Origin of the sequence: Nocardioides sp. CF8 (genome assembly GCF_000389985.1) — a bacterium.
Lineage (GTDB): Bacteria > Actinomycetota > Actinomycetes > Propionibacteriales > Nocardioidaceae > Nocardioides > Nocardioides allogilvus.
In genome coordinates this window covers 3,499,835-3,512,838 of the sequence record NZ_CM001852.1, presented here as the reverse complement: position 1 = coordinate 3,512,838, position 13,004 = coordinate 3,499,835, and the positions used below count along the sequence as shown (strand labels likewise).

The 13,004-nt window shown below is 71.5% G+C and carries 13 protein-coding genes, 1 tRNA gene and 1 pseudogene; 7 read left to right on the top strand and 8 right to left on the bottom strand.

Annotation, left to right across the window (positions count from 1 at the left end):
* Positions 1–505, top strand: a 505-nt coding sequence (locus tag CF8_RS17135) for a hypothetical protein (protein ID WP_036491325.1), incomplete at its 5' end; no start/stop codon positions are given.
* A 90-nt stretch (positions 506–595) separates the two neighbouring features.
* On the opposite strand, the gene CF8_RS17130 is transcribed toward CF8_RS17135, so the two are convergent.
* From CF8_RS17130 to CF8_RS17110, 5 genes are all read right to left on the bottom strand, one after another.
* Positions 596–1,228: a DUF2461 domain-containing protein gene (locus tag CF8_RS17130; protein ID WP_010834358.1), complete on the bottom strand. Its 633-nt coding sequence runs from the start codon at positions 1,226–1,228 to the stop codon at positions 596–598.
* Positions 1,229–2,287, bottom strand: a complete 1,059-nt coding sequence (locus CF8_RS17125) for a hypothetical protein (protein ID WP_010834357.1) — start codon at positions 2,285–2,287, stop codon at positions 1,229–1,231.
* The gene (locus tag CF8_RS21175) at positions 2,287–3,498 is read right to left on the bottom strand and encodes a C39 family peptidase (protein ID WP_010834356.1); all 1,212 of its coding nucleotides are present in this window, start codon (positions 3,496–3,498) and stop codon (positions 2,287–2,289) included. Before CF8_RS21175 ends, CF8_RS17125 begins: the two co-directional genes overlap by 1 nt.
* Positions 3,499–3,790: 292 nt before the next feature.
* Positions 3,791–3,863, bottom strand: a tRNA-Gly gene (locus tag CF8_RS17115).
* Between the two features lie 36 nt (positions 3,864–3,899).
* The gene (locus CF8_RS17110; protein ID WP_107705388.1) at positions 3,900–4,658 is read right to left on the bottom strand and encodes an SGNH/GDSL hydrolase family protein; all 759 of its coding nucleotides are present in this window, start codon (positions 4,656–4,658) and stop codon (positions 3,900–3,902) included.
* A 63-nt stretch (positions 4,659–4,721) separates the two neighbouring features.
* Between CF8_RS17110 and dcd the strand changes: the two genes are divergently transcribed.
* From dcd to CF8_RS17080, 6 genes are all read left to right on the top strand, one after another.
* Positions 4,722–5,297: a dCTP deaminase gene (gene dcd, locus CF8_RS17105; protein ID WP_010834353.1), complete on the top strand. Its 576-nt coding sequence runs from the start codon at positions 4,722–4,724 to the stop codon at positions 5,295–5,297.
* A gap of 96 nt (positions 5,298–5,393) precedes the next feature.
* A complete protein-coding gene (locus CF8_RS17100; RefSeq protein WP_010834352.1) occupies positions 5,394–6,443 on the top strand; it encodes an iron-siderophore ABC transporter substrate-binding protein in 1,050 nt (349 codons plus the stop codon).
* Positions 6,440–7,480 (top strand): FecCD family ABC transporter permease, encoded by a 1,041-nt coding sequence (locus CF8_RS17095; RefSeq protein WP_010834351.1) that lies wholly within the window; start codon positions 6,440–6,442, stop codon positions 7,478–7,480. Before CF8_RS17100 ends, CF8_RS17095 begins: the two co-directional genes overlap by 4 nt.
* Positions 7,477–8,550, top strand: a complete 1,074-nt coding sequence (locus CF8_RS17090) for a FecCD family ABC transporter permease (protein WP_010834350.1) — start codon at positions 7,477–7,479, stop codon at positions 8,548–8,550. Before CF8_RS17095 ends, CF8_RS17090 begins: the two co-directional genes overlap by 4 nt.
* Positions 8,547–9,386 carry an ABC transporter ATP-binding protein gene (locus tag CF8_RS17085; RefSeq protein WP_010834349.1) on the top strand — a complete coding sequence of 280 codons (840 nt, stop codon included), beginning with the start codon at positions 8,547–8,549 and terminating at the stop codon, positions 9,384–9,386. The genes CF8_RS17090 and CF8_RS17085 overlap by 4 nt, the downstream gene beginning before the upstream one ends.
* A complete protein-coding gene (locus tag CF8_RS17080; RefSeq protein ID WP_010834348.1) occupies positions 9,383–10,336 on the top strand; it encodes a siderophore-interacting protein in 954 nt (317 codons plus the stop codon). The genes CF8_RS17085 and CF8_RS17080 overlap by 4 nt, the downstream gene beginning before the upstream one ends.
* Before the next feature lie 131 nt (positions 10,337–10,467).
* On the opposite strand, the gene CF8_RS17075 is transcribed toward CF8_RS17080, so the two are convergent.
* The 3 genes and pseudogenes from CF8_RS17075 to CF8_RS23295 form a co-directional block, all read right to left on the bottom strand.
* Positions 10,468–11,289 (bottom strand): DUF4097 family beta strand repeat-containing protein, encoded by an 822-nt coding sequence (locus tag CF8_RS17075; RefSeq protein ID WP_010834347.1) that lies wholly within the window; start codon positions 11,287–11,289, stop codon positions 10,468–10,470.
* A gap of 76 nt (positions 11,290–11,365) precedes the next feature.
* The gene (locus CF8_RS17070; RefSeq protein WP_010834346.1) at positions 11,366–11,902 is read right to left on the bottom strand and encodes a toxin-antitoxin system HicB family antitoxin; all 537 of its coding nucleotides are present in this window, start codon (positions 11,900–11,902) and stop codon (positions 11,366–11,368) included.
* Positions 11,903–12,071: 169 nt separating this feature from the next.
* Positions 12,072–13,004 (bottom strand): annotated as a pseudogene (locus tag CF8_RS23295) (Fe-S cluster protein); the annotation flags it as partial.

The window sequence follows — 13,004 nt, the reverse complement described above, 5'->3', positions numbered from 1 at the left end:
CGACCCCGACGCGTCCCCGGCGCAGGTCGCCACCGACCCGCCCGCCCCCGAGACCCCCAGCGTTGCCCCGCTCGAACCGGCGCAGGGACTGGCCGTCCCGGCCGAGGAGATCCAGGGGACCGTGAACCTGATCCTGGATCGCAGCCCTGCCGTCGGTGATCGTCCGGGCGAGTCCGGCGGTGACGAGCAGTCGCGGACCGCGCACTTCCTCCTCGACGGGATGCTCACGACCGTGGTGATCGAGCAGGGAACGCTGACCATGGCGCAGTGCGCCGAACAGACCTGCGAGGAGCTCCCGGACGGCAGCACGCGGCTGGAGTGGGGTCCTGATACGGCTGACGGGGTGACCGCGCACGGCGTCACATGGTGGCGGCGGGGCTACTCGGTGTCGGCGCTGTCCTACAACGCCGCGGAGGGCAAGGAGTCCCCGCCGCTGGCTCCCGAGCCGCCGCTGAGCAAGGAGCAGCTCCGGCTGCTGGCTGGCAGCGACGTCTGGTTCGGCTGAGGCGCGCTCGTAGACGCGCGGACATTGCTCCGCTCAGCGGTCGACGCTGAGCGTGGTCGACGTGTCTCCGGCCGACCAATGTCCGCGCGTCTACGCCGGGTCGAGCCGAGCCAGCCAGTCGACGAGCGGCTTGAGGGTGCGCCAGTCGTCGCGGATGACGTCTCCGACCGACGCCGTGTGGATCACCGGCTCGAAGCCGATAAGCCGGCCGGCGAAGAGCTGCTTGTGCCGCAGCAGCCCGATCCGATGGTGCTCCTTGTCGTAGCCGCGCGGCGCCGTCTTGAGCTGGTCGCCGGAGACCTCGAAGCCTGCCCTCTCGATCTTCGCCAGGATCCGCCTGAGCTGCTGGCCGGTCCTGTCGTCGACGATCGCGTCCCGGAATGCGGCCAGGCGCGCCGCGTCGGCGTCGTAGAAGCCGGCTCCGGTGCGTACGCCGCGGGCCGACAGCTCGACGTACCACCCCGTCGCGGGGGCGACCCCGACGAACGCGCCCTGGTGGGTCTTGTAGGGCGTCTTGTCCTTGGCGAAGCGGACGTCGCGGTAGGGGCGGAAGACCTTCATCGACCCGAACTCCGGCTCGACGAGGGTCGCCAGCGCCTTCATCGGAGCGGCGACCGACTCGGCGTGGACGGCCTTGTTGGCCTCCCAGAACGACTTGGTGTTGTCCATCTCCAGGTCGTCGTAGAAGTCGAGGGCGGCGACGGGGAAGCCTTCGAAACTCACCTAGCGAACGCTAGCCCAGACCTGCTCGTCGCCCTGGTCGCCGTACGACGAGATGGTCAGGATGCCGTCGGCGCACTCGGGCTTGCCGATGAAGGCGTTGCCCGTCGACTGCGACTCGTAGGCGACACTCACGTCGGTGCCGTCCCAGCGCATCAGGCGCGCGGAGTCGGTCGGCCTGGCCGGGTCGCGGACGAAGAAGGTGTCGCCGCCGCAGGAGGTCAGGGAGCCGGTCGTGCCCGTGGACAGCACGTGTGCCATGTGGGGCTCGATGGCGTCGAAGACGGCTTCCTCCTGGCGATGGGGCTTCACCACCTCCGACCAGATGATGCCCGTGCTGGTGGCGGCGATGTCCCAGCCCACGCATTCCGCCGGCCCGTCGACCGGCTGCGGGACGCCGGCCTGGTCGAGCATGGTGAGCGTCCGACACGAGACGTCGCTGTCGTAGTCGAAGAGCATCGCGGTGACGCCGTACTCGTTGGCCTCGAGCTCGGCAATGCCCACGCGCTCGGGCGGGCACCAGCTCTCCTCGCCGTTGCCGTCGTCGACGGCCAGCGTGGCCAGGCATGCCTGCTGGTCCTCGTCGAGCGCGGGGTAGTAGAGGCTGTCGTCGACCATCGCCCAGTCGCCGCCGTTCGCCGGCTCCGGCGTCACGATCTCGGCCTGATCGCCGGTGGTCAGGTCGATGCGGTAGCCGGTGCCGACGATGGTCTCGCCGCCGTAGGCGAACGACACGACGGCGGTGTCGCCCTCGAGGAGTACGGCGTTGACGGTCCCGCCTCCGTCGTCCTCCACTCGCACGTCGTCGACGTCGCCGGTGCTGCTCTCGAACCGCACGTCGGTCTCGGTCGCGACCGCCGTCCAGGTCTCACCGACGACCACGCGCTCGTCGACGGAGTGGCCCGTGGGTTGCCAGTCGAGCGGAGTTGCCTCGGTCGGCTCGCTGGTCGGGGTCTGGCTCGGCTCGATCGACGTCGGGTCGGACACCGGCTTCTCGGCGGCACTGCAGCCGGTCGCGGCGAGGAGGAGGGTGGCGATCGCCGTACGGACTGGAAGGGGCATCAGACACCCAGGTTGTGCTGGAAGTGGGCCTGGTTGGCGCGGAAGCTCTTGTAGGCGGACTGCCACTGGTTGCGCGCGATCCTGGGCTCGGTGGGGTCGAACTCGCTCTGGTCCCAGGGCTCGAAGTAGCCGAGGAGCTTCTGCCCGTCCTCGGTGCGCTCGTAGCCGCGGCCGACCTGGAAGTGGCCGGAGGCGTCGTCGTCGAGGTAGGGGAAGTACTGGCGGAGCAGGACCGGGTGCAGCACCACGGGCGCCTCATAGGTGTGCACGTGCTTCTTGATCAGCCGCCACCACTGCTTGTAGGTGAAGTCGCTGATGTCGAGCACGATGTACTCGCCGGCGTGCTCTGCGTTGTCGTAGCCGGTGTTGTTGTTGACGACGCGGACCATCTCGGTGATCCCGGTCCCGGCTGTCGTGGTGCCGAGCCGGTCGGCCCACAGCGCCTGGCCCTGCCGGCGGTCGCGCCAGCCCCAGGCGATCATCTGCATGGCCGCGGGCCCGCACCAGTAGTACTCCTGCTGCGGTCGCACCTGCTTCTCGCGCAGGATCTCGAACTTCCGCGGGTGGTTGCGCGCAGTGGCCCGCGCGGCGACCTGCGCCTCGGGGTGCCGGTCCGCGAACCCGTCGGGCAGCGGGACGCCCTGGATCTCGTGGCGGATCAGCCAGACCTTCGCAACGGCGCGTGCGGCGGCGCTGAGCTCGGCCCGCTCGGCCGCGGCGCGCTCGTGGGTGGGGAGGTCGGCGCGCTGCCGCATGGCTGCGGCCGGGTCGAGGTCGCCCGTCTGCTCCGGCGGGGTGCGCGTGGGCCGCGGCGCCGCCGCGTCGGCCATCCCGGCCGCCGCCTCCTCCTGGGTCTTCGTCGTCCAGCCGAGGCCGAGGCAGTAGCGCTGGCCCTCGAACACCGCGCAGCGCGTGGTCGCGGTCGCCAGCCTGTACGTCGACGAGCGCGCCGACACCGACATGCCCTCGCCCTCCGCCACCACGCGGTCGATCTCCGCGCGCATCTCGGGCGTGATCGACCCGCGCGTCGCCGTATCGACCGAGGTGGGGGGCTGGTCGGACTCGTCGCCCTGTGTCGTGATCTCGGGCAGGGGTCCGGAGTCGTCGGGGAGGAAGGGCGCGGTCGCCACGAGGAGCGTCAGGGCGCCGGCAGCGACCGCGATCGCTCGTCGTCGGGGGTGGGCAGGGTGGAGCAGGGATCCGAGATGCATGGGGAAGACCTCAATGTGCTGGACATCGTGGGCATCCCACTGTCCCCTCTGTTCACAAAAGTCGCAACCTCCCCATGCGTCACACCAGGCGTGGCGGCGGACCCGCGTGTCCGAAACTCCACGCAGAGGAGTGGAGTTTCAGGGCGGAGGCACGAAAGGGCCCTGAATCTCCACGCGCCTGCGTGGAGTTTCAGGTGCGCTGCGCCCGGCTTGCCCGGCTGCGCCGTGCTGCGCCGCTTCGCGAGACACCTCAGGCCGCGACTTCGTCGCGGCCTGAGGAACTCTCGCTCGGAGCGGATGACGAGATTCGAACTCGCGACATCGACCTTGGGAAGGTCGCGCTCTACCAACTGAGCTACATCCGCAGGATGCGCCGGAATCGTACCTGACCCCGGCGCGGGTCAGTCGAGGCGACTCAGGGTTGGCCAGCGCGCTGCGACGGTGTCGCCCGACGAGGCACGGGCCAGGCGGCGGCGTACCCACGGCGCGAGGCTCTCGCGGGTCCAGGTCGCGTTCTCGTTCCAGATCTCGCGTCGCGTCCTGAGCACGTGCTCGGGCAGTTCGACGGTGAGGGTGTGGGGGACCTTCAGGGCGTCGAGGACGGCGATGGCCACGCGCTGGTGCCCGTGCGGACCCATGTGCAGGCGGTCGCCGTCCCAGTGGCGCTGGTCGCGGAGGTCGCGCAGGCGCCAGTAGTCGACGATCGTCGCGCCGTGGCGCTCGGCCGACCAGCGGACCATCTCGTTGTAGACGGCGAAGCGGCCGCGCAGGGGGCGGAAGATCGCGGAGCCGCCGGGGTCGTAGGCCGTGAAGACCAGCAGACGCGCGCCGGTCGCGGCGAGCTTGCCGAGGGCGACGTCGTAGCGCGCGCAGATCGCGTCGATGTCGACCGACGGGCGCAGGATGTCGTTGCCGCCGGCGTAGATCGAGATCAGGTCGGGGTCGAGCGCGATCGCCGCGGGGACCTGCTCGGCGATGACGCCGTCGATCTTGCGTCCGCGGACGGCGAGGTTGGCGTAGCTGAAGTCGTCGGTGTGGGTGGCCAGCACCTCGGCGACGCGGTCGGCCCAGCCCCGCAGGCCGTTGGGCCGGGTGGGTTCGGCGTCGCCGACACCCTCGGTGAAGGAGTCGCCGAGGGCGACGAAGCGGTGGAAGGTCACCTCGGCATTGTCCAATGCTTGCGCCACCGGCCCGTAATCGCCACGAGTCACTAGGCTGCCCCCGTGCTTCTCTCTGACCGCGACATCCTCGCCGAGCTCGACGCCGGGCGGATCGCCCTCGACCCGTGGGACCCGGCCATGCTGCAGCCGTCGAGCATCGACGTGCGCCTCGACCGGTTCTTCCGCGTGTTCGAGAACCACCGCTACCCGCACATCGATCCGGCCTCCGACCAGTCCGACCTGACTCGCGAGGTCGAGCCGGAGGGCGACGAGCCGTTCATCCTGCACCCGGGCGAGTTCGTGCTGGGCTCGACCTACGAGGTCGTCAGCCTGCCCGCCGACATCGCCGCGCGTGTGGAGGGCAAGTCCAGCCTCGGTCGCCTCGGCCTGCTGACCCACGCCACCGCAGGCTTCGTCGACCCGGGCTTCAGCGGTCACGTGACCCTCGAGCTGGCCAACGTCGCCACGCTGCCGATCAAGCTCTACCCCGGCATGAAGATCGGCCAGTTCTGCTTCTTCCGGCTGACGTCGCCGAGCGAGCACCCCTACGGCTCGGAGAAGTACGGCTCGCGCTACCAGGGCCAGCGCGGCCCGACCCCGAGCAAGAGCTTCCAGAACTTCCACCGTACGGCGATCTGAACCGACCGCACCGCAGCGCAACGGACGGGCCGAGCCAACTTAGGAATGCCTAAGTTAGGGTGACCTCACTAAGGCATCCCTAACCACGGAGTTCCCATGACCCTGCCCAAGATTCGCAGCGTGCGCCTCGGCGCCGCGGCCGCCATCGCAGTGGCCGCCCTGTCCGCCTGCAGCACCGGCTCGACCAGCGCCCAGACCGACGCCGCGACCGACCCGACCACCTCCACCGAGGTTGAGGCCGACGCGTTCCCGGTCACGATCGAGCACGCCTTCGGCGAGACGAGGATCGAGGAGGCTCCCACCCGCGTCGCGACGCTCGGCTGGACCGACCACGACCACGCGCTGGCGCTCGGCGTCGTGCCGGTCGGCGCCACCAAGATCACCTGGGGTGGCAACGCGGCCGGTTCGACCGACTGGTTCGACGCGGCCGTCGAGGAGGCAGGCGCCGAGGCACCCGTGCGCTACGACGACACCGACGGCACGCCGATCGACGAGGTCGCCCAGCTCGAGCCGGACGTCATCCTGGCCACCAACTCGGGCATCACCGAGGCCGACTACAAGGCGCTCAGCAAGATCGCGCCCGTCGTGGCCTACCCCGAGTTCCCGTGGACCACGCAGTGGCAGACCTCGCTGGAGACGATCGGCCAGGCGCTCGGTCGCACCGCCCTCGCCGACGAGGTCGAGGACGAGACCCAGGCCGTCATCGACACCGCGAAGAAGGACTACCCCGAGCTCGACGGGGCGTCCCTCATCTACTCCTACCTCACCCCCGCCGACCTCTCGACGATCGGCATCTACGCCCCCCAGGACCCGCGCGTCTCGATCCTGCGCGACTTCGGCATGGTCGACGCACCCGCCGTGGCCGACGCCATCAAGGAGGGCGAGTTCTACGGCAGCGTCTCCGCCGAGCGCGCCTCCGAGCTCGAGTCCGACGTGCTCATCACCTGGGTGGAGAAGCCCGAGGACGTGCAGACGCTCGTCGGCGACAAGCTGCTCGGTGAGATCCCCGCGATCGCGGCCGGCAACTTCTACGCCGAGCCCGACAAGGAGGTCGTGATGGCCAACACCAACCCGACTCCGCTCTCGATCCCCGCCCTGATCGAGACCACGCTGCCGAAGATCGCCGAAGCGGTCACCGGTTCGTGACCAGCACTGCTGTCCTCGAGCGCGACGAGGAGACCGGCGTCGCCCGGGCTCCCCGTCGTCTCGGCACGCCACTCGTCACCGTCCTCCTCGTGGGGGCGGTGGCGCTGGCGTGCGCGCTGTCGGTTGTCGTGGGGGCCCGGACGATCCCGCTCGCAGCGATCTGGGACAGCTCGCACCCGCTGCACAACATCTCCCAGGCCCGCGTCGAGCGCACGCTGCTCGGCCTCGCGGTCGGTGCGGCCCTCGCCCTGGCCGGCGCGGTCCTGCAGGGGCTCACCCGCAACCCGCTCGCCGACCCGGGCATCCTCGGCATCAACGCCGGCGCCAGCTTCGCCATGGTCGTCGCCCTGTCTGTCTTCGGGGTCTCCGAGTTGCGCGACTTCGTGTGGGTCGCCTTCCTGGGCGCGGCCGTCGCCGCGGTCCTCGTCCACGTCGTCGCCTCCATCGGTCGTGACGGCGCGACCCCGATGAAGCTCGCCATCGCGGGCGCCGCACTGACCGCCGCGGCGACGAGCTGGACGAGCGGCGTCCTCCTCGTCGACAAGCAGACGATGGAGACGTTCCGCTACTGGCAGGTCGGCACGATCGGCGGTCGCGGCCTCGACGTGCTCCTCGTCGGTGCGCCCTTCCTCGCGGTCGGCGCGCTGCTGGCCCTGTCCGGCGCTCGCCTGCTCAACACCCTGGCGCTCGGTGACGACCTGGCGCGCGGCCTCGGTCGCCGTACCGCCGTGGACCGCGTCGTCCTCGGCGTCGCCGTCGTCCTCCTGGCCGGTACGGCGACAGCGCTGGCCGGACCCGTGGCCTTCGTCGGCCTCGTGGTGCCGCACGCGGTGCGCGGACTGGTCGGCTCCGACCACGGCAGGGTGCTGCCGCTCTCCGCGCTCGGGGGCGCGGTGCTCGTCGTCCTCGCGGACACGCTCGGACGGGTCGTGCTGCCCCCGGCGGAGGTCCAGGTCGGCGTGATGGCGGCCGTCGTCGGCGTGCCCGTCTTCCTCTTCCTCATCCGGCACGGCCGGTCCGGGAGCGGTGCCCTGTGACCGTCCTGCTGACCTCCGCGCACACGCGCCCCGTCGACGCGCCTGCACCCGTCGACGCCGTCGACGTGGTCCGCCGGGCCCGACGCGCACCGCGCCGGCGGCACCGGCTGGTCGTCGGCGGACTCGGGGCGGCGCTGTTCGTCGCCTTCGCCGCGCGGGTGCTGCTCGGTGACTACACCGTCACCATCCCCGACTTCTTCCGGATCCTCACCGGCACTGACATCCCGGGCGCGTCCTACATCGTCCTGGAGAGCAAGCTGCCGCGCGCCGTGCTGGCCCTGCTGACGGGCGTCGCCTTCGGCGTGGCCGGCGGGCTCTTCCAGACGACGCTGCGCAACCCGCTGGCGAGCCCCGACATCATCGGCGTCAACCTCGGTGCGAGCGCCGTCGCGGTGGTGGCGATCGCCCTGTGGGGCTGGCAGGGCCTCTCGGTCTCGATCGCGGCGATCATCGGCGCGATCACGGTCGCGCTCGTCGTCCGGCTGGTGGCCGGACCCCACGGCGGGCACCGGCTGATCCTCGTCGGCATCGGCGCCGCGGCGGCCATGCAGTCGGTGATCCAGTACGTCTTCACCCGCGTCGACGAGTACGACGCCCAGCTGGTGCTGCGCTGGCTGACCGGCAGCGTCAACGGCGTGGCCTGGCCGACGATCCGCCTCCTCGCGCTGGTCCTGCTGGTGCTGCTGCCGCTCACGTGGTGGCTGGGCCGGTCCTTGCGGATCAGCGAGCTCGGCGACGACACGGCCGCAGGCCTCGGCGTCCCGGGTGCGCGCAGCGAGCTGCTCCTGCTGCTCGGCGTGGTGCTCTGTGCGGTGGCGGTTGCTGCTGCCGGGCCGATCGCCTTCGTCTCGTTCCTGGCCGGGCCGATCGCCCGCGCGCTCAACGGCGGGCGCACCACCCTGCTCGGCTCCGCCCTCGCGGGGGCCGTGATCGTGGTCGCCGCCGACTACCTCGGCTCCTACCTCATCCCCGACACCAATCTCCCGGTCGGTGTCGTCACGGGCGCGATCGGCGCGCCGTTCCTGCTCTGGCTGCTCGCTCGCGGCCGTACCGGAAGGAGGGCGGCATGACCTCCGCCACCGCACCCGCCACCCGGCTGTCCGCGTCACGCCTGACGCTGGGCTACGCCGACGGGCCGATCGTCACCGACCTCGACCTGCAGGTCCCCGACGGCAAGGTGACCGTCATCGTCGGGGCCAACGCCTGCGGCAAGTCCACCCTGCTGCGCGGGCTCGCGCGCCTGCTCAAGCCCCAGTCGGGGGTGGTCCTGCTCGACGGCGAGGTGATCCACCGCCAGCCGACCAAGCACGTCGCCCGCATCCTCGGGCTGTTGCCGCAGAACCCGATCGCCCCCGAGGGCGTCACCGTCGTCGACCTCGTCGGTCGCGGCCGGCACCCGCACCACGGCGCCTTCCAGCGCTGGACCAGCGTCGACGACGAGGCCGTCGCCGAGGCGCTCGAGCTGACCGACACCCTCGGCCTGGCCGACCGGGTCGTGGACGAGCTCTCGGGCGGACAGCGACAGCGGGTGTGGATCGCGATGGCGCTCGCGCAGGGCACCGACCTGCTGCTGCTCGACGAGCCCACGACCTACCTCGACGTCGCCCACCAGGTCGAGATGCTCGACCTGCTCGCCGACCTCAACGCCCGTCGCGGCACCACGATCGTGATGGTCCTGCACGACCTCAACCTCTCCGCCCGCTACGCCGACCACCTCGTCGCGCTGCGCGACGGTGCGGTGGTCGCCGAGGGCACGCCCCGCCAGGTCGTCACCGAGGACGTGGTCCGGACCGTCTTCGGTCTCGACAACCGCGTCATCGACGACCCGGTCTCGCACACCCCGCTCGTGGTGCCCGTCTCGCGGCACCTTCGCCAGGCTCAACCACCGACCCAGGAGCTCCCATGACCACCACCGTCAGCGCCGCCACCCTGCCCATGCTGCTCACCGAGGTCGAGGTGGTCTCGGTCGAGCGACTCAGCCCGAGCTTCGTCCGGATCGGCTTCGGCGGCGCCGGGCTGGCCGAGTTCGGAGTCGACGGCCCGCGCTACGACCAGCGCATCAAGCTGGTCTTCCCCCACCCCGTCACCGGCGCCATCACGTCGGTCGCCGACGCGGACGAGTCGTGGCTCAGCACCTGGCTCGACCAGCCCACCGAGGAGCGCGGACACATGCGCACCTACACGATCCGCGACGTGCGCGGCTCCGGCATCGACACCGTGATCGTCGTCGACATCGTGCTCCACCTCGAGGGTGACCAGGTGGGTCCCGGGTCCAGCTGGGCCGCGGGGGCCGCGCTCGGCGACCGCGTCGTGATGCTGGCGCCGCGCCTGGGCTTCCCCTACGGCGGCATCGAGTTCGCTCCTGCGGCAGGCGACGACCTGCTGATGGTGGCCGACGAGACCGCCGTACCCGCCGTGTGCGCCGTCCTCGAACAGCTCCCCCCGACGGCGACCGGCGCCGTCATCGTGGAGGTGCCGACGGCGGCCGACGTCCTCGACGTACGGCGCCCCGACGGCGTCTCGATCACGTGGCTGGCGCGGGGTGACGCGCCCCTCGGGCAGCGCCTGCACGACGAGGTCGTCGCCCACCTCGGGATCTCGAGCCCGGCGGTCGAGGTCTCGCCCGAGGAGGTCGACCCCGACCTGTGGGAGACGCCGTCCTACTCGTCCTCGGGTGAGGATATCGCCGCCACGCGCGCCGTGGGCCACGAGTTCGACGGGCTCTATGCCTGGATCGCCGGCGAGTCGAAGGTCGTGACCGGCCTGCGGCGCCACCTCGTCAACGAACTGCACATCGACCGCAGCCAGGTCGCCTTCATGGGCTACTGGCGTCGCGGTGTGGCGATGAAGTCCTGATCAACCTCGGGTGCGGCGGCTGACGCTGCGGCTGCGGCGCCTGCTCGCGGCCTCGTGGCGGCGCTCGGCGCGGTGGTGCCGGGCGATCAGCTCGATCTCGGTGCGTGCATACATGGCTGTGCTCCTTACTCTCAACGCTGCTGGAGGCTGATGTCGCCGCTGGCGGTCGTGGCGCGGATCTCGAGGTGGTCCTGGCCCTCGGCGGGTGCGCCCACAGGGGTCAGGTCGGACTGGACGCGTCCGGAGATCGTGGTGATGTCGGTCCACACGGGGGTGCCGGCCGGGACACCGATGCGGACGTCGCCGCTGGCCCCCTTGACCACGTAACGACCCTTGTGCGCGACGTCGACCGTGAGGTCGCCGCTGCCGGTGGACAGGGAGAGGTCGTCGGCCGCTTCGCCGACCTGTACGTCGCCGGACCCCGTCTTGACGGCCAGTCGGCCGCCCACGGTCTCGATCCGGACGTCACCGGAACCGGTCGAGATCGCCAGCTCCGCGCACCGGGTCACGGCGACGTCGCCCGACCCGCTCTTGATGCGCGCAGTGCCTCGGAGCTCGACGATGCGGATGTCGCCCGAACCGCTCGTCACCTCGGTGGTGCCGTCCACCAGCTCGGCGGTGACGTCGCCCGAACCGGTGTTGACCCACAGGCCGTCGATCGGTCCGTGGACCGTCGTGTCGGCGCTCCCGGTCCGGACCGTGAGGGCGCTCCGGGCAGGCATGACCACCCGGACGTCCGCGGTGTGGTTGCCGCCGGACAGGAAGCCCGCGCGCTGCCGGGGCCCGACGACCTGGACCTGGTCACCGCGCTGCTCGACGACGAACTCGTCGGCGTGCTTGCCGGTGATCGTGACCTCGGTCCGGGCCACGTCGGCGGCGGTGACGGTGACGAGGCCGGCGTTGCTCTCGACGTACAGCTCGATGGGTTGGGGTGTCTCGAAGGTGCGTTGCATGGCTGTCTCCAGGGTGTGAAGGTCCTGCCGACCAGCCTGGGTGCTGGTCAGCTCGTGCTCGTGCGGGCTTGCGGGACTACTGCCAGCCGGTCATGCGGCGAGAGCCGCGGCCTTTCGCGAAGGGGTCCTGGCCGAAGAAGGGCAGGCTCGACAGGTCGATGTCGACGTTGACGGCGTGCTCGTGAGTGGCGGCGCGGACGACGTTGACCAGCCAGGTGTTGAGGCTGTGGCCGGCGTCGGCCGCCTTCTCCTCCGCGCGCGCCTTGACGGACTCGGGGATGCGCAGGGTGATCCGGGCCAGCCCCTCCTCCTCGTCGGGCGCGACCGGGGGAGCCGGCGGGGTGGGGGGAGTCGGCGGCGTCGGCGGGGTGGGGGCGATGTCGACGACGAAGTCGAGCTCGCGGCCGTTGAGCCGCACGTCGACCCCGCCGTCCGGCAGTTCGGCGGTGATCTCGGCGGCTGCTTGCGAGATGGCCTCCATCAGCGCCAGGCGCGCGCTCGGGTCGAGCGCGTAGGTCAGCCGCTCGGCTGCCTGGCGGACCTCGTCGCCGCCCGCCTCGGCCGCTGCCAGCAGATCCCGGCGGAGGGACTCGACGTAGGGGGTGATGTCCATGCGCACCACGATGACATCACTATGATGTCACGTCAAGAGTTGGTGACATCACCTTGGTGTACATGCAACTCCGCGCACCTGCGTGGAGATCCATGCCTGAAATGGCGATCGGCCCCGAATCTCCACGCAGATGCGTGGAGTTCCAGGGCCGATCGGTCGAGCGGGGTGATCAGAGGTCGAAGAGCGATCCCGACTCGTTGATGTCGACATCGGTCTTCGGCGTGTGTACGGCGCCGCCCGACTGCTTCGGCGTCGTGCTCGCCTCCGGCTCCTCGGTGGCCGGCTCGGGCTCCTCGGCGTCGGTCGGCTCGGCCTGGGTCGGCTCCGCGTCGGTCGGCTCGGCGTCGGTCGGCTCCGCCTCGGGCGCGTCGTCGGCGTCCAGGATCGTCTCCGGGTCGTCGTCGGGAGCGAAGGTCGCAGCCTGGCTCAGCGCCGCGCCTCCCGCCAGGCCCTCGGCGGGCTCGGCGGGTGCCTCGTCCTCGGCGGGCTCGGCGGGTGCCTCGTCCTCAGCGACCGGTGCGTCAGCAACCTCCTCGACGGGTGCCTCGGTGGCTGCCGGGGCGGGCGCCTCGGTGGCTGCCGGTGCCGGCGTCGCGGGTGCCGCGGCAGGTGCTGCCGGAGCCGCGATGTCGAACAGCGACCCACCCGAGCTGAGGTCCGCGACGGGCTCGGCCTTGGCCGCGGGCTCGCTGGGGACGTCCGACGACTCGGTCGCCGGGGCAACCGCTTCGTCGGACGTTGCCGGCTCGGCCGGAGCGGCCTCCTCGACGGGGGCGGCCTCTGCGACTGGAGCAGCCTCAGCGGGCGGAGCGGACTCCTCGACCGGAGCAGCCGGAGCAGGAGCCTCCGGTGCGGCCAGGTCGAACAGCGACCCACCCGCTCCGAGGTCGGCGGCGGGCTGGGCCTGGGCCGCAGGCTCGCTCGGGACGTCCGACGACTCGGTCGCCGGGGCAGCCGCTTCGTCGGACGTTGCCGATTCGGTCGGAGCTGCCGGGGCTGCCGGGGCTGCCGGAGCTGCCTTGGCCGGCTCGGGCGTCAGGTCGAACAGCGACCCACCCGACCCGAGGTCGGCGGCGGGCTCGGCCTTGGCCGCGGGCTCGCT

Excerpts from the sequence above, each read along its gene's own strand:
- CF8_RS17125 (WP_010834357.1), bottom strand. The coding sequence starts at position 2,287 with ATGCCCCTTCCAGTCCGTACGGCGATCGCCACCCTCCTCCTCGCCGCG.
- CF8_RS21175 (WP_010834356.1), bottom strand. The coding sequence starts at position 3,498 with ATGCATCTCGGATCCCTGCTCCACCCTGCCCACCCCCGACGACGAGCG.
- CF8_RS17100 (WP_010834352.1), top strand. The coding sequence starts at position 5,394 with ATGACCCTGCCCAAGATTCGCAGCGTGCGCCTCGGCGCCGCGGCCGCC.
- CF8_RS17085 (WP_010834349.1), top strand. The coding sequence starts at position 8,547 with ATGACCTCCGCCACCGCACCCGCCACCCGGCTGTCCGCGTCACGCCTG.
- CF8_RS17080 (WP_010834348.1), top strand. The coding sequence starts at position 9,383 with ATGACCACCACCGTCAGCGCCGCCACCCTGCCCATGCTGCTCACCGAG.
- CF8_RS17075 (WP_010834347.1), bottom strand. The coding sequence starts at position 11,289 with ATGCAACGCACCTTCGAGACACCCCAACCCATCGAGCTGTACGTCGAG.
- CF8_RS17070 (WP_010834346.1), bottom strand. The coding sequence starts at position 11,902 with ATGGACATCACCCCCTACGTCGAGTCCCTCCGCCGGGATCTGCTGGCA.